This window comes from Micromonospora arida (genome assembly GCF_003857035.1).
Taxonomy (GTDB): domain Bacteria; phylum Actinomycetota; class Actinomycetes; order Mycobacteriales; family Micromonosporaceae; genus Micromonospora; species Micromonospora arida.
The window spans coordinates 25,360-41,549 of the sequence record NZ_QGSY01000177.1; the positions used below are offsets into that span (position 1 = coordinate 25,360).

Annotated in this window: 10 protein-coding genes; 4 read left to right on the forward strand and 6 right to left on the reverse strand. The window is 72.5% G+C overall.

What is annotated here, in order from left to right; all coding sequences use genetic code 11:
• Nucleotides 1-6: 6 nt before the first annotated feature.
• The 6 genes from DLJ58_RS15940 to DLJ58_RS15965 form a co-directional block, all read right to left on the reverse strand.
• Nucleotides 7-744 carry a cellulose binding domain-containing protein gene (locus tag DLJ58_RS15940; RefSeq protein ID WP_124857203.1) on the reverse strand — a complete coding sequence of 246 codons (738 nt, stop codon included), beginning with the start codon at nt 742-744 and terminating at the stop codon, nt 7-9.
• A 74-nt stretch (nt 745-818) separates the two neighbouring features.
• On the reverse strand, nt 819-1,199 hold the full coding sequence (locus tag DLJ58_RS15945; protein WP_124857205.1) for a DUF742 domain-containing protein: 381 nt from the start codon (nt 1,197-1,199) through the stop codon (nt 819-821).
• A complete protein-coding gene (locus DLJ58_RS15950) occupies nt 1,177-1,626 on the reverse strand; it encodes a roadblock/LC7 domain-containing protein (RefSeq protein WP_091399587.1) in 450 nt (149 codons plus the stop codon). The genes DLJ58_RS15945 and DLJ58_RS15950 overlap by 23 nt, the downstream gene beginning before the upstream one ends.
• Nucleotides 1,623-3,575 (reverse strand): sensor histidine kinase, encoded by a 1,953-nt coding sequence (locus tag DLJ58_RS15955; RefSeq protein ID WP_124857207.1) that lies wholly within the window; start codon nt 3,573-3,575, stop codon nt 1,623-1,625. The genes DLJ58_RS15950 and DLJ58_RS15955 overlap by 4 nt, the downstream gene beginning before the upstream one ends.
• A complete protein-coding gene (locus DLJ58_RS15960; RefSeq protein WP_208741135.1) occupies nt 3,572-6,133 on the reverse strand; it encodes a LuxR C-terminal-related transcriptional regulator in 2,562 nt (853 codons plus the stop codon). Before DLJ58_RS15960 ends, DLJ58_RS15955 begins: the two co-directional genes overlap by 4 nt.
• A 5-nt stretch (nt 6,134-6,138) precedes the next feature.
• Nucleotides 6,139-7,398, reverse strand: a complete 1,260-nt coding sequence (locus DLJ58_RS15965; protein ID WP_124857209.1) for an Hsp70 family protein — start codon at nt 7,396-7,398, stop codon at nt 6,139-6,141.
• A 300-nt stretch (nt 7,399-7,698) separates the two neighbouring features.
• Between DLJ58_RS15965 and DLJ58_RS15970 the strand changes: the two genes are divergently transcribed.
• From DLJ58_RS15970 to DLJ58_RS15985, 4 genes are all read left to right on the forward strand, one after another.
• Nucleotides 7,699-8,583 (forward strand): IniB N-terminal domain-containing protein, encoded by an 885-nt coding sequence (locus DLJ58_RS15970; RefSeq protein ID WP_124857211.1) that lies wholly within the window; start codon nt 7,699-7,701, stop codon nt 8,581-8,583.
• Between the two features lie 115 nt (nt 8,584-8,698).
• Nucleotides 8,699-10,555, forward strand: coding sequence for a dynamin family protein (locus DLJ58_RS15975; protein WP_124857287.1), 1,857 nt, complete (start codon nt 8,699-8,701; stop codon nt 10,553-10,555).
• Nucleotides 10,552-12,012, forward strand: a complete 1,461-nt coding sequence (locus DLJ58_RS15980) for a P-loop NTPase family protein (protein WP_124857213.1) — start codon at nt 10,552-10,554, stop codon at nt 12,010-12,012. The genes DLJ58_RS15975 and DLJ58_RS15980 overlap by 4 nt, the downstream gene beginning before the upstream one ends.
• A gap of 211 nt (nt 12,013-12,223) precedes the next feature.
• Nucleotides 12,224-16,165, forward strand: a complete 3,942-nt coding sequence (locus tag DLJ58_RS15985) for a ThuA domain-containing protein (RefSeq protein ID WP_208741137.1) — start codon at nt 12,224-12,226, stop codon at nt 16,163-16,165.
• Nucleotides 16,166-16,190 lie beyond the last annotated feature (25 nt).

The window sequence follows — 16,190 nt, forward strand, 5'->3', positions numbered from 1 at the left end:
GACTGGTCAGTTCGGCAGGCCGGAGCAGGCGACCCCGTCGATCGTGCACGCCTTCGGGGCGGCACCGGTCAACGAGCCGTTGACCCGGAACGTCACCCGGACCGAGGCGCTGCCGGGCACCTGAGCGGTGTTCGGGTCCGGCCCGAACGTCCACACCGCACCGTCCCGGCTGGCCTGCGCCCCCTCGACCCCGCTGATCCCCAGCGACTCTCGGGGCAGGGTGACGACCAGCGTCCACCCCGGGGCCGGGACCGAGCCGGGATTGTTGATCGTCACTGTCGCGCCGTAGCTGAGCAGGGCGTTGTCCGTGATGGCGAAGTCCGCGCCCAGGGCCGCCGGGGTGGGTTCGGTGGTCGCACCGGTCGGCGTGGGCCTGGTCGACGACGTGACGGCCGGTGGGGCCGAGGAGGCCGAGGCGGGCGGGGAAGCGGGCACCGCGGGGCTGGTGGCCGCCGGTCGCGCCTGCGCGCGGGGGGTACCGGACGGCGACGCGCCCACCTGCTCGACCGACGGCGGCGGGTCGAGGGTCACCGGCGTCAGCTTCTCCGGCGTACGCAGCACACCGACGACGGACACGGCCGTCGCGATCAGCACCCCGAGCGCCGCGACGACGGCCACCCAGGTGGCCCGCGAGACGTCCTCCCGACCGGTGAGCACCCGCCGTGCGGCCGTGACGAGGGCCACGACCCGATCCAGCAGGATGATCGCCACGGTACGGCGTGGCTGAGGTGGTGTTGCCGGCACTGCCAGTCTCTCCTTCAGTTCGTCGCCGGGTGCGCGCCCACGATCCGTCCCGGTCGCGGGTGGCGCCTGCCCGGTCACAACCCGCGAAGCCCGACGAGTATCGCCTCGAGCAGATCCTCGGTCGGCAGCTCCGACAGCATCGGCGGTTCGTGCGTCTCGATCAGCCCGGCCGCGAGAAGGTCACCGAGCAGCACCCGGACCGTCCCCAGCGGAAGATCCAGCTCGGCACCCACCTCGGCCACCGACACTGGATGGTGACACAGCTCGACGATCCGCGCCTGCTCGGGGAAGAGCGGTGCGGGAGGCGTGACCCCCCTCCGGGCGACGACCAGCGAGATCAGGTCGAACTGGCCGCGTGCGGGCGCGGTGCGCCCCCCGGTCATCGTGTAGGGCCGGGCGACCGGGCCCGCGTCGTCGTCGTACCACGCCTCGTCAGTGGTGCCGCTGGTGTGCACCAGTGTCCCCGATCGTCACCGAGGAGGCCGGGCCCAGCGTGATCGGCAGGTGCTGCTCGGCCTGCCCCACGAAGAGCGCCACCTCGTACGCCATGTCACCGACCTCGACGTCGTCACCGGCGATCCGCACGGTGAGGATGGTCCCGTTCGGGATGGTGGCGATGAACAGGAACGCTCGCGACATCTGCACCACGACCTGGCGCAGCCGACCCGCGTCACAGGTCCGGGTGGCCGCCAGCCCCAACGCGATCAGTCCGGCGACCACGCCGGAGATCTGCTCGGCCAGCTTCGCTCCCACCCGCCGTGAGCCGCCGAGCGGCAGCCCGTCCGGTGAGAGCACCACTGCGAACTCCGCGCCGTGTACCCGGTCGACCAGGTTGTTCAGGGCGTCGGTCAGGCCGTCCTCGGTGACCACTGCAGACGTCATCGTTGTCTCCTTGCTGTTCTGGCGACTGGCAACTCAACCGTGTCGAGGCTGGTCCTGCCGTGTTCCGGGCCGTTCGGCCCGGGTTGGCGGACCCGCGTCGGCAGCGTGCCGTTGCCGTTGGGGTCGGTCAGGTCGGCGCCGGTGCGGGCCGGTGGGTACGGGCTGTCGGGTGGTGCGTCGGCCGGTGCGCGGCCGGTGTCGGTGACCGTGATCAGCCGGGAGGGTAGGAGCACGATGGCGGCCGTCCCGCCGCGCCGGCTGGGGCTTAGCGAGACGTGGGCGCCGCAGCGGCCGGCCAGTACGGCGGCGGCGTACCAGCCGGCGAGGCTCGCCGGCGGGCCGTCCGGTGGGGGATTGCCGAGCAGGTGGTTCGCCTCGGCGAGCGCGGCGGCGTCCAGGCCGGGTCCGTCGTCGACAACGAGGACGGCACACCCCTGCGGTCGCTGTTCGCCGCTGATCCGGACGGTGGTCTCCGCCCCGGAGAAGGCCAGGGCGTTCTCGATCAGCTCCGCCAGCAGGTGGATGACGTCCGTGACTGCCGACCCCGCGAGCGACCACGGCCAGTGTGGCGCGATCAGGACCCGGTGGTAGTCCGGCACTTCGGCGACCGCGCCGCGCGCCACGTCGAGCAGCGGCACCGGGCGTCGCCAGCGGCGGGCGGGTGTCGCGCCAGCCAGGGCGATCAGTTTCTCCACGTTGCGTCGGACCCGGGTGGTGAGGTGGTCGAGTTGGAACAGCTCGCCGGTCTCCTCGGTGGACCGTTCCCGACGTTGCATCCCGTCCAGCAGGCTGAGCTGATCGCGCAGCAGGACCTGGTTGCGTCGGGTCAGCCCCAGGAACAGCTCCCGCTCGGCGTCACCCCCTGGCGTCGCGGGTTCCTGGGCTGGGGCCGGCGTGTCCGGCACCGGAGCCGGAAGGTCGGCGTCGGTCCTGGTCAGCTCGTCGGTCAGGCGTCGGACGGTGCCCACCCAGCTCAGCAGGAGCACGAGCACGACGATGAGGCCGAGCCCCACGACGGCCCCGGTACGCGCGATGAGCACGGCGGCACCGGGGGTGGCCCGCTCGACGCTGCTGCGGGCGGTGTCCGTCACCAGCGTCTGCAGCGCGCCTAGGGCGGCGTCCGCCGCGACCCGCCAGCCCTGGACGGTGAGACCGGCAAGGGCGTTGGCGGTGCCGGGCTGGAGCAGCAGCCGGTCCTCCAGGGCGAGCAGAGCCGCGAACTCGGGGCCGGCCGCGAGGCGCTGATGCTCGTCCTGGCCGTCGGGCGGAAGCCCGGCCGCTGCCTCGGTGCGCGCGTACCGCTGGATGCTGACCAGCGCGGTCAGCCGGCGCCGCTCGTCGGTGCCGAGCCGTGCGCCGGTCAGGGCCGCGCTGAGCACTGTGTCCTCCCGGGCGAGCAACTCCCGGGCGCGGGCCAGCGCGATCACCGCGCGGGTGTCGGCGGCCAACCCGCTCTCGTACGCGCCCCACTCCGGGCCGTACACCCGGAAGGCGACGTCGACGATCTCGTCGTACCCGTCGACTGCCGCGCCCTGGTCGAGCCGGCCGGTGTCCACCTGGGACCGGGAGGTGCCCAGGCCGTCGAGCCGTCGGACCAGCTCGCCGGCCCGGTCGCGGACGGTGCCGGCGCTGAGCAACCGGAGGTCGCGGCCCTTGGTGAACTCGCGGATCTCGGCGGCGGCGCGGTCGGTGCCTTCGCGGGCCCCGACCAGCGCGGGGGTCGTCTGCCCCGCCCCGGCGATCGTCTCGGCGGTGATCCGGCGTTCCGTCTGGAGGCTCAGAATCAGGCGGTCGATGGGCTGGCCCAGTGTGTCCGCCAGCGCCCGGACGCGCAGCAGGTCGACGGCGTCCTGGCTGGACACGTAGGCCGCGTACGACCAGAGCGTGATCAGCACGGCGGCCAGCACGGCCAGCCTGGTCCGGATCAGCCGAACGTCGTTACGGGTCATCGGGTCGCCCGCTGCGGCCACGGTTGCCCCGCCGTGTCGCTGGCCCGGTCGGCGACGAGGGTGCGCAGCAGCGCCAGCAGTTCGGTGCGGTTGGCGCAGTTGAGCCGGTTGCGCATCCGTGCCACGTGGTGTTCGACGGTCTTGGCCGAGATGAAGAGCCGATCGCCGATCTCCCGGTAGGTCAATCCGGCCAGCACCAGCTCGGCGACCTCGTACTCGCGGTCGCTGAGACCGTGCTGCGTGGGGCCGGCGACCCGTGCCGTGCTCGCACCGGCCGTCGGTGTCTGCCCGCTCTGCCCACCGGAGGGCCGCCCCTGCAACGCTCGGGCGCACTCCAGCAGGGTGGTCATCGCCCGTCGGTCCGCGGTGCGGATGGCGGCCTGCCCGGCGAGGCGGGCGCCGTCCCAGCACAACCCGGTGTCGTGCAGCCCTCGGGCGGCGGCCTCCACCCGGGTCGGGTCTACGACCCCCCGGAGCACCTCCACCCAGCTCTCCGCGGCCGCGGCGACCACGGCCGCGTACCGGCTGTGACCAGCGGCGGCGAGCAACGCCGCGACGTGTTCGTCGGCGATCGTCGGCTCGCCGGTCAGGATGGCGGCGTGCAACCCGCTCCAGTGCAGCGGCACACTCCACAGTGGCGGGTTGTCGAGGCGGTCGAGCAGCGCACGCCCCTGGTGCAGGTACGGCTCCAGCCGGGCCAGGTCACCCAGCCGCGCGCCCGCGATGGCCAGCTCACCCAACGGCAGCAGGGTGAACAGGTCGACGGGGTGCCGCACCACGGCCTCCAGCGCCTGCCCCCAACCCCGCTTGAGCGCCCCGAGGTCACTGTTGCGCCGGCCGATGCCCATCCGGATCGCGGCGGCGAAGAGGTGGTCGCGTGACTCCAGTGGTCGCCCGTCGAGCGTCACCGTGGCGAGCCGCTCGCCGGCGGCGTGGATCTCGCCACGGACCATCAGGATCCAGGCCTGCAACAGCCGGTGGCGGCGGGCCATCAGCGGGCCGCCGACACCGGCGCCCAGGGCGCGGTGCAGCACCCGCTCGGCGATTTCCAGCTCACCGCAGTGCACCGCCGTCAACGCGGCGAGGGCCGCCGGGCTGTCCGGCAGCAGCGCCGCCCGGCCGTCCGGCTCCAGCAGCGCGGCGGCCTGCACGAGCGCGGAGAGCGCGGCGGTCGGCGGGCCGGTCACGCTCTCCCGTACACCGTTGGCCATCAGTCGGGCGGCGCTGGCGTGCAGGGTCGGGGGTTCGCCCGCCGGGTCACCCGCTGGCGACTCGGTGCTGGCGGCCGGGTCACCGGCGGCCAGCCCGCCGACGATGGCGAACGCCGCCGCCGAGGCGGTGCCCGACCACCGGAACAGCTCGACGCTGCGACCGACGTGACCACGGTGGGCCAGGGCGGTGGCGGCGACCACGGCCGCCTCGGAGCGCTCCGGGGGAGCGGCCGTGGCCAGGAGTCGGTCCGCCAGGCGAAGCGCGTCGTCGAGGTCACCGGCGAGCGCGGCGGCGAGCGCCTGCCGCGCGTTGGGTGGGCGCCCGGCCGCCGTGGCCGCCGCGAACAGCTCGGCGGCGAACGCCGGCTCCTCGGCCAGCGCCTCGTCCGCCGCGGCGGCCAGGGTCGCGGCCGGGCAGTCGCCGAGCGCGCCGACCGCGAGCAGGGAGCGGACCAGCGGCAGCACCGCGCCACCCCGAGCGAGCTGCAACTCGGTGAGCCGCCGCCAGACCGCTGTCCGCTCGGTGGTGGGGCTGAGTGTCGCGACGGCCCGCCGGACGATCGGTGCGAGCCGGCCGTCCGCGCCGAGCAGCCCGGCCGCCCTGGTCGTGGCGATCAGTTCGTCGACTCCGGCGGGGTCCCGGCCCAGCAGCGCGCCGAGCATGCTCACCGGCAGCGCCCCGCCGGCCGCGACAGCGAGCAGCAGTCGACGTACCGCGGCGGGCTGGACGTCCAGGTCCGGCCCGAATTCGAGGATGACGGACCGGGGTGGGTCCACCGCGCCGGTCCGGGTCTCCGCGCCGGCCAGCCCGCGGGCCAGCCGTTCCACGTCCCGGGGTACGCCGGCGGTCTGCGTGTGGACGAAGTCGACCAGGTCGGCGGGGCGGCCCAGCTCGGGTGTGGCGGCGAGATGGGCGGCGGTCTGCTCCCGGGTGAACGGCGTGAGCAGCACGGCCTGCCCGTCGCGTCGCAGGGCGTCGACCAGCTCACTGAACGCCGCTGAGCGGGGCCACGGGCGGTGGGCCACCACCAACCGGTGTCGCCGGCCGGCGACCAGACGCAGCAGCGCTTCGGTCCGCGCGTCGTCGAGCAGGTGCGCGTCGTCGACCAGCACCACGGTGTCGGGGTCGACCGGCTCGTCCGGCTCCGGGGCGGCCGTGCGGACGGCGATCCCGGCGCGCTGGTGAATGCGCTCCAGCTCGGCGAGGAGCGCGGTCTTTCCGTGACCGGCCGGGCCGGCGACGCCGACGGCGAGCGGGCCGGTCGGGTCCTGCGCGACCGTGTCCAGTAGTGCCTGCAACCCCTTGTCCAGGGTCAACCCTGGTGCGGCGAGGTCATTCATGATCATCGGGGTCATCCTTCGCGTCCACGACCGCGGGCCAGCGCCAGGCGGGACGGCTTCGGCAGTTCCAGTGGGAGGACCCGGACCGGGGGCCGCGGTGGCGGTTCGCCCGGAACGGTGTGATGGGCTCGGCGTGGTGCCGGGAGGGTCGCCCGCCCGGCACCGCTGACCGGGGCCGGGACGCGGGCCGGCGGCGGCTGGCGAGGGCGTGGTGACACCACCTGACAGGCGGCCATCGCCGCCCCGGTGGCGGCGGTCAACTGTGCGTCCGGCTCCACCTCGACGGGCACCGGGAGGGCCGCGCCGATCAACTCGGTCACGAGCGGGACCCGGGTGGAGCCGCCGGCCAGCAGGACGCCGTCGAGCTGCGCCGAAGTCAGGTCGGCGCTGCGCACGGCCCGGAGCAGGAGGTCGACGGTGGCCTGCACCGTCGGGCGGATCATGGCCTCGAACTGCGCCCGGGTCACCGGCACCCGCGCCGGGCCGCTCGGCAGCGTCAGCACCACGTCAGCCGTGAGGTCCACCGTCAGCACCCGCTTGACCCGGTCACACTCCGCGCGCAGCCCGCGCAGCGCGGCCTGGGCCCCGCGACGTCCGGTCGCGGCCAACTCCCGGGCCAGCACGGTACGCGCATGCTCGGCGAGCGCCTCGTCGAAGTCGGCGCCTCCGATCGAGTCGAGACCCTGCGGGGTGCCGAACGTCTCGTACGTGCCGCGCGGGGTGCGGCGCACCAGAGCCGCCTCGAAACTGTTGCCCCCCAGGGCGTAGACGACGGCCGTGCTGCCCGCGAACCCGCGAGCGGCGTGGCTCTCGGCGACGGTGACCGTGCGGGGCAGCAACGTCACGTGTCGTAGGCCGAGGTCCGACAGGGCCCGGTGCAGCACCTCCCGCCGGTAGGGCCGCCACCCCGCCGGGTGGCTGAGCACGATCGCCTCGGCCGCCCCACCCTCCAGGGCGTGGACCCGCTCCACCACCCACGCCGCCAGCTCGGCGGTCAGCGTCTGCGGCGCGCACGGCTCGCCGCCGAGCAGCACCGGCACGTCGTCGCCGATCCGGTGGACGAAGTCCCGGGTGGTGCGGCTGCCGTCGTCGGTCACCGGCTCGCCGACGCGCAGCGAACCGTCCTCGGCCAGGCACAACACCGACGGCATGAGAGGTGAGCCGGCGCTCAGCGGGACGGCCTCGGGACGGGTCCAGGTCGCGCCACGTCGCCGTGCGACGGCGGCGGCCGTGTTGCTGCTTCCGATGTCTATCCCCAGGACGTACGGCATCGTCTCTGTCTCTCCCCGTGAGTCGGCCGGTCGGTGGCGATGGCGTCGGCTGCCCGACGACCCACCCCCGGCGAACCCCGCGGGCTCCTACGTTCGTACCAGAGATCAGTCCCTGGTCGGGACCCTAATCTCGGCGGGACGGTTTCCCCCTGTCCCCCTAACGTACGAGGTGGCGGAGCCCCTAGTTCAACCGGCCCGGATGCGGGCTCAGCCCCGATGCCCGGGGGTGGGCGCCCGCAATAGCGTCGTCACTGTCGACGTACGACACCCGCCAATGCCACATCCGAGGAGAACCGGCACATGGACTCGCAGCAGACGCTCCACGACTTCGTGCTCGACCTACTCACGAACCCGGACGCGCGGTCGGCCTTCGACCTCGACCCCGAGGGTGCGTTGCGGGGCGCCGGGCTCACCGACATCACCGCTGCGGACGTGCAGGACGTCGTACCGCTGGTCGTCGACTACGCGCCGGGTGCGGGCCTCGCGCCGTTGGCCTCGCCGGTCGGGCAGCTCGGGCTTGACCCGCTGCTCACCGACACCACCGACGTGGTGGGTCAGTTGCAGAGCGTGGCGCAGCAGATCAGCGTCACCAGCTCGCCCAGTGGCGTGGACGTCAAGGCCGGCGTGCTCGGCGCCATCGCGGTCGACCCGTCGACCGCCGCAGCCGGGGTCACCGTGCTGCCGGGCATCGGTCTGGGTGTCGGTCCGTACGGCCTCGACAGCGACCTGGCCGGTGTCTCCGACGTGGCGCACACCCTCGACGCCGACGTGGTGCAGCCGGTGGACGCGATCGCGGACCCGGTGCTCGGGGACGTCACCGGCACCGTCGGCGACCCGAGCGGTCTGCTCGGCGTCACTGACTCGAACCTGATCGGCGGCGACCTGACCGGCGGTGCCCTCTCCGGCACCCACGGTCAGATCGGCGGGGTCGTCAGCTCCCTCGGTGTCGACGACACCCTCAACGGGCTGGGCCTCGGGCACGGAGACGGCATCGTCGGCGGGGTCCCGCCGCTCGACGTGCCGTCGACGGTGGGCGGCGTGACGCACCAGGTGGACAGCCTCCTCCCCGGTGTCACCGACACGGTCGGTGACGTGACCGGTGGGGTCACCGATGGTGTGCTCGGCGGCGACTCGCACGCCTCGTCCGATCACGGGCTGCTGGGTATCACCGGCGGTCTGCTCTGATCCGGATCTCCGGGCGGAGCGGAGGGCCGGATCGTCTCGGGCGATCCGGCCCTTCCCGGTTCCACATCCGGTCCCTCTTGATAATTGAGCCGAAATCCGCACACTTGGTGCGGTGATGGCCGGGATCTGGTTGGACGTGCTGGACGAGATCGCTCGCACGTGCACTGCACACGGTCGCGGTGACCTACTTCAGACGGTGCGACAGAAGCGCGCGCAACTGCTGGACCCGACGCTGCGTGTCCTGGTCATCGGTGAGCCGAACCAGGGCAAGAGTCAGCTGATCAACGCGATCATCAACGCTCCGGCCTGCCCGGTCGGCGACGGCCGGACGACCGTGCTGCCGACCGTGGTGCGGCACGCCGAGGCCCCCACCGCGGCGGTGGCGCAGGCGCCACCACCAGCGCCGGGGCACCCCACCGGCACCGTCGACGCGGTGGCCGTCGAGCGGACCCCGGTGGCGCTCAACCAGGTCGCGGCGGGCGTGGCCGGCCTGGTCGGACGTCGGCCGGGCGGCGGCCCGGCGTACGTCGAGATCGGACTGCCCCGTGCCCTGCTCGGTGCCGGGCTGGTGCTGGTGGACACTCCCGGCACCGACGAGGTCACCAGCATCGGCGCCGCCGCTTCGGTCGCCGCGCCGGCCCGCGCGGACACCGTGCTGCTGGTCTCCGACTCCACTCGGGAGTTGTCGGTCGCCGAGCTGAACATGCTGCTGCACATCATGCGTTCACATCCGAACGTGGTGGTGGTGCAGAGCAAGACCGATCTGGTGGCGGACTGGCGTACGGTCGCCGAGCGCAACCGGCAGCACCTGGCCGAGGCGGGCGTTCCGGCAACGCTGATCCCGGTCTCGGCGGCGCTGCGACTGCGCGCCGCCGCGGCCGACGACCGTGGGCTCAACGCCGAGTCGGGTTTCCCCGCGCTGATCGCCCGCCTGCAACGAGACCTGGCCGGCAAGGCCGACCACCTGGCCCGGGCGGCGGTGCAGACGGTGGCCCGGACGGTGGTGGAGCAGTTGGCCGCGCCGCTGCGCGCCGAGTTGGCGACCCAGGAGGCCGAGGAGCAGTCCGGGCCGATCTCCCGGCTGCACGCCGCGCAGCGCGAGGTCGACGAGCTGCGCCGGTGCTCCACCCGGTGGCAGAACACGTTGACCGACGAGATCACCGACCTGCTCGCCGACCTTGAGTACGACCTGCGTGACCGGACCCGACAGATCCTGCGCGCGGTGGACGAGGCGTTCGACACCGCCGACCCGTTGGTCGCCTGGGACACCTTCCAGGACTGGCTGGAGCGGAGCCTGGTGGAGGCGGCGGAGGCGAACCACGAGTGGCTGATCCAACGCTGTGACTGGATCGCCCGGCGGGTGGCCGCCAACTTCGACCGGTACGGCTACGACGTGCTGCCGCCCTGGTCGATGACGATGCCGGACGACATCGGCGAGCGACTGCCCGAGCTGCAACGGCCGACGATCGACCGGTTCACCACCGGCCAGAAGCTGTTCACCGGCATGAAGGGCTCGTACGGCGGCATGCTGATGTTCGGTCTGGCGACCACCCTGGCCGGCATGCCGATGATCAATCCGGTCTCGGTCGGCATCGGGGCGCTCTTCGGCGGCAAGAGCATCCGTGACGAGAGCAAGCAGTTGCTCCGTCGTCGGCAGGCGACGGTCAAGACGGCCATCCAGCGGCATGTCGACGACTTCTTCGTCCGGATCATCCGAGACTGTCGCGACGCCGCCCGGCAGGTGCAGCGGATGCTGCGGGACCACTTCACGGGACTGACCGAGGAACTCCAGGAGGCCATCGTGCAGTCGTTCCGCAGCGCGAAGCAGGAGGCCGACACCGACGCCTCCCTGCGCGAGCAGCGGCAGCGCGAGATCCGGTTGAAGATGACCCGGTTGGCGGCGGTGTACGAGCAGGCTCAGCAGTTGACCGGTGCCCGTTCCGCCCCGCTGCTGCTGGAGCCGCAGGCATGACGGTGGGAGTGCGCCTGGACGAGGCGGCGTGGGGGTTGCTGCACCAGGCCATCGAGCTTTACCAGGACAATCCCCGGGCCGTCGCTGAGCTTCGGCAACAGGTGGCCCGGTTGGAGCAGCCGCTGCGCATCGCCATCGCCGGCCCATGGCGATCGGGTAAGTCGACTGTGCTCAACGCGGTGATGGGCGAGGAGGTCGCGCCGGTCGAGCGGGCGGACGGGGCCTTCACCTGGTACGAGGACGGGGCCGCGCCGCGTGCCACCGCCTACCCGGTCGGGCAGCCGCCGCAGGAGTTGGCAGTGGTGAAGTCGGCGACCGGGCTGCGGGTGGATCTGGGCTGGGGTGCGGGGGAGGTGCGGGACATCGTGGTGCGGTGGCCGACGCGGGCGCTGCGGCAGATCACGCTGATCGACACCCCGGCGGTCGCCGGCGGCGCCGAGGAGGGCCGGGCGCCGGTGTTGGAGCGGGTGCTGCGCGACTCGGACGCGGTGTTGTACCTGACCCGCGACGGTCGCGACAGTGACCTGCGGGTGCTGGAGTCCGCACGGGACAGTGCGGTCGGGCAGTCCGCCCCGGTCAACGTGATCATGGTGTTGTCCCGCGCCGACGAGACCGGCGGCGGCCGGATCGACGGTCTACTCACGGCCCGCCAGCTCGCCCGCCGGCACTACCGCGACCCGAGGGTGAACGCGCTCAGCGTCAACGTCGTGGCGTGCAGCGGCATGATCGGCCTGGCCGGCCGGATGCTCGGTGAATCGGATTTCGCCGCACTCGCGACCCTGGCTCAGGTGCCCCGGGCGGAGCTGGACGCGCACCTCATCTCCGCCGACCGCTTCCTCCGCGGTGAGCTGCCGGTACGGCTGGACACCGCGGTGCGCGCCGCGCTGCTGGGCCGGTTCGGGGTCTTCGGTGTCCGGCTGGCGGCCACGCTGGTGCGTAGCGGGTTCGACAGCCGGGTGAAGCTCTCCGCGGAGTTGATTCGGCGGAGCGGTCTCACCGAGCTGCGCGAGTCGGTGACGCGTTGTTTCATCGATCGCCGCGACGCCCTGAAGGCGCGTTCCGCGCTGGCTGCGGTGGAGGCGCTGCTGCGGGCCGAGCCCACCCGGGGGTCCACCGAGCTGGTCGGCGCGGTGGAGCAGATCCTCGCCGGTGCGCACGAGTTCCGGGAGCTGCGCCTGCTGGTGGCGTTGCGGAACACCCGGCTGGGGTTCGACGCGGAGTTGGCCGCCGAGGCGCAGCGGCTGGTCGGCGGCGACGGGGTGGGCCTCGCGGCTCGGCTCGGTGTCGAGCATGAGGCCGACGTGCGGCAGCTCTGGGAGGTCGCCGCCGAGGCGCAGTGGCGGTGGCGGGACCGGGCGGAGGATCCTCTGCTCCCGCTGGCGCAGCGGCGCGGCGCTCAGGTCGTGGTCCGCAGTTGCGAGGGGATGATCGCCGAGCTGGCCGCGGGCGGGCGCTGAGCGTCCGAGTGTGGATCGCGGCCCGAAAACCGTTATTCGATCTCACTCCGCACGGTCGCCGTTGACCTGCGGAGATAACGCTCTCACGGATGGTGGGAGAGTGCTTGACGCGCCCGCGATCCGGACGCAACGATGCATTCGCATGTCTCGTCCCACCACCGCCAGGCGTGATCGGCGCACGCCGTCCCTCGCACCGCGAAAGGACCCCACTGTGCGCAGATCCCTGAGATCGTGGCTCGGCCTCGCGCTGAGCACGATCCTCGTGGCGGGCGGCATCGTCGCCTCGCCACCCACGGCCAGCGCCGCACCGTTCACCGTGCTGGTCTTCAGCAAGACCGCCGGATTCCGGCACGGATCCATCACCCCGGGCATCGCCGCGATCCAGCAACTCGGTGCGGCCAACGGCTTCACCGTCGAGGCCACCGAGGACGCCGCCCAGTTCACCGACGCCAACCTGGACCGGTTCGCCGCGGTGATCTGGCTCTCCACCACCGGCGACGTGCTCAACGCCGCCCAGCAGGCCGCCTTCGAGCGCTACATCACCGGCGGCGGCGGGTACGTGGGCGTGCACTCCGCCTCCGACACCGAGTACGACTGGCCCTGGTACGGGGGACTGGTCGGGGCGTACTTCGCCTCGCACCCGGCCGAGCAGAACGTCACAGTGAAGGTCGCCGACCAGGTGCACCCGTCCACCGCGACGCTGCCGCAGCGGTGGAACCGGTTCGACGAGTTGTACAACTACCGCACCAACCCTCGCGGCAACGCGCACGTGCTGGCCACCCTGGACGAGAGCACCTACACGGGCGGGAGCATGGGCGCCGACCACCCGATCTCCTGGTGCCAGAACTACTCCGGCGGCCGAGCCTGGTACACGGGCCTGGGGCACACCGACGCGTCGTACACCGAGGCGAACTTCCGTCAGCACCTGCTCGGCGGCATCCGGACGGCCGCCGGCGCGGTCGACGCCGACTGTGGCCCCACCGTCACCAGCAGCTTCCAGCAGGTGGAGCTGGCCAAGGGCGCGGCCGAGACCGGTGAGCCGATGAGCCTCACCGTCCTGCCGGACCGGGGCGTGCTGCACACCTCCCGCAACGGCGTGATCCGGCACACCGACGCCGCCGGCAACACCAAGATCGCCGCAACCCTGCCGGTCTACACCGGCGACGAGGAGGGTTTGCAGGGCATCAAGGCCGACCCGAACTTCGCCACCAACCGCTGGGTGTACGCGTACTTCGCCCCACCACTGAGCACCCCCGGTGGCGGTGCGCCGGCCACCGGCACCCCGGCCGACTTCGCCGTCTGGGAGGGCGTCAACCGGCTGGCCCGGTTCACCGTCAACGCGGACAACACCATCAACCTGGCCAGCGAGACGTTGATCCTGAACGTGCCGACCAGCCGGGGCATGTGCTGCCACGTCGGCGGTGACATGGACTTCGACGCGGCCGGCAACCTCTACCTGTCCACCGGTGACGACACCAACCCGTTCGACTCCGCCGGCTTCACCCCGATCGACGAGCGGGCCGGGCGTAACCCGGCCTTCGACGCGCAGCGCACCTCGGCGAACAGCAACGACCTGCGCGGCAAGGTCCTGCGGATCAAGCCGAGCGCGGCCGGCGGCTACACCATCCCGGCCGGCAACATGTTCGCCCCGGGCACCGCGCGGACCCGCCCGGAGGTCTACGCGATGGGCTTCCGCAACCCGTTCCGGATGAGCGTGGACAAGGCCACCGGCATCGTCTACCTCGGTGACTACGGTCCCGACGCGGGCACCGCCGACCCGAACCGGGGGCCGGCGGGCAACGTCGAGTTCGCCCGGATCGACAGGCCCGGCTTCTACGGCTGGCCGTACTGCACCGCCCGCAACGACGCCTACAACGACTACACCTTCCCGTCCGGGCCGTCCGGCGCGAAGTTCAACTGCGCCGGTGGGCCGGTGAACAACTCGCCGAACAACACCGGCATCACCCAGCTGCCGCCGGCCGTCTCGGCCTGGTTGCCGTACGGCGGCTCCGGCTCGCCGCCGGAGTTCACCGGCGGTGGCCTGTCGCCGATGGGCGGGCCGGTCTACCGGTACGACCCGAACAACACCTCGCCCGTGGCGTTCCCCGAGTACTACGACGGGACCTACTTCGCCGGCGAGTTCGGTCGCCGCTGGATCAAGAACATCAAACTCGACGGGTCCGGCCAACCGCTGAAGATCAACCCGTTTCCGTGGACCGGCACCCAGGTCATGGACATGGAGTTCGGCCCGGACGGCGCGCTCTACGTACTCGACTACGGCACCGGCTGGTTCAACGGCGACGCCAACTCGGCGCTCTACCGCATCGAGTACGCCCGCGAGGGCCGAGCGCCCGTCGCCAAGGTGTCCGCCACCCCAACCAGTGGCACCGCGCCGCTGACCGTTGCCTTCTCCTCGGCCGGCACCCTCGACCCGGACGGCGACCCGTTCACCTACGCCTGGGACTTCGACAACAACGGCACCACCGACTCGACCGCCGCGAACCCGAGCTTCACGTACACCACCAACGGGACCCGCAGCCCGACGCTGACGGTCCGGGACACCACTGGCAAGACGGCCACCGCGAGCGTGGTCGTCACGATCGGCAACAGCGCCCCGGTGGTCACCGTCAACACCCCGTTGAACGGGCAGACCTTCAGTTTCGGGGACGCGGTGCCGTTCTCCGTCACCGTCACCGACGCCCAGGACGGCGCGATCAACTGTGCCCGGGTCAAGGTGAACTACGTCCTCGGCCACGACTCGCACGGCCACCAGCTCGGCAGCGTGCAGGGCTGCACCGGGGTCATCCAGACCTCGGCCGACGGCGAGCACGACACGGCGGCGAACATCTTCGGCATCATCGACGCCGAGTACACCGACCTGGGTGGAGGCGGCCAGCCGGCGCTGACCACGCACACCCAGGCGGTGCTGCAACCTCGGGTACGCCAGGCCGAGCACTTCGGTGACTCGTCCGGCGTCCAGATCGTCGCCGGGGCGGCGGGGCACGGCGGCGCGGCGGTCGGCTACGTCGACAACAACGACTGGATCTCGTTCCGTCCGTACAACCTGACCGGCGTCCAGTCGTTCAGCGCCCGGGTCGGTGCACCGGCCGGCGGTGGCGGCACGTTGGAGTTGCGGGTCGACTCGCCCACCGGGCCGCTGGTCGGTTCGGCCACCGTCGTGCCCACCGGTGGGTACGCCACCTTCGCCACGGTCACCGGTGGGGTCACCGCCCCGACCGGCACCCGGACCCTGTTCCTGGTCTTCAAGGGCACCGGCCCGTACTTCGACATCGACGAGTTCACCCTCTCCACCAGCCCGGGCGGTCCCGGACCTGACCCGGATCCGGATCCCGAGCCGGGTGCCAACCTGGCCCGGGGCAAGCCGGCGCGCGCGTCCAGCTTCGAGGGCGCGTTCACCGCGGCCAACGCGTTCGACGGCGTGGCCGGTACCCGGTGGGGCAGCGCCTTCGGCGACCCACAGTGGATCGACGTGGACCTCGGCGCCACGTACGCCATCAACCGGGTCAAGCTCACCTGGGAGGCGGCGTACGGCAGCGGATACCAGATACAGACCTCGCCGGACGGGGTCAACTTCACCACGATCCGTACGGTGACCGGTGGTGACGGCGGGGTGGACGACCTGACCGGGCTCAGCGGGTCCGGCCGGTACGTCCGGCTGCTCGGCACCATGCGGGGGACCGCCTGGGGCTACTCGCTGTTCGAGTTCGAGGTGTACGGCGGCAGCGGTGGAACCGGTCCGCCCGGTGGCAACCTGCTGCTGAACAAGCCCACGTCGACGTCCAGCAACGAGGGGGCCGACGTGTCCGGCGCCCAGGCGGTGGACGGCAGCCTCACCACCCGCTGGTCGAGCACGTTCTCCGATCCGCAGTGGATCCGGGTGGACCTCGGCAGCCCCACCGCGATCGGTCGGGTCAAGCTGAGCTGGGAGGCGGCGTACAGCAGCGCGTACCAGATCCAGACCTCGAATGACGGCACCACCTGGACCACAGTGAAGACGGTGACCGGGGCCGACGGCGGCGTGGACGAGCACACCGCCCTCGGGGCCAACGGCCGCTACCTGCGGATCAATGGCACGGCGCGGGGCACCGGATATGGCCACTCGCTCTGGGAGGTGGAGGCGTACGCCAGCTGAACCACCACCGATGACGTGGCCGGCG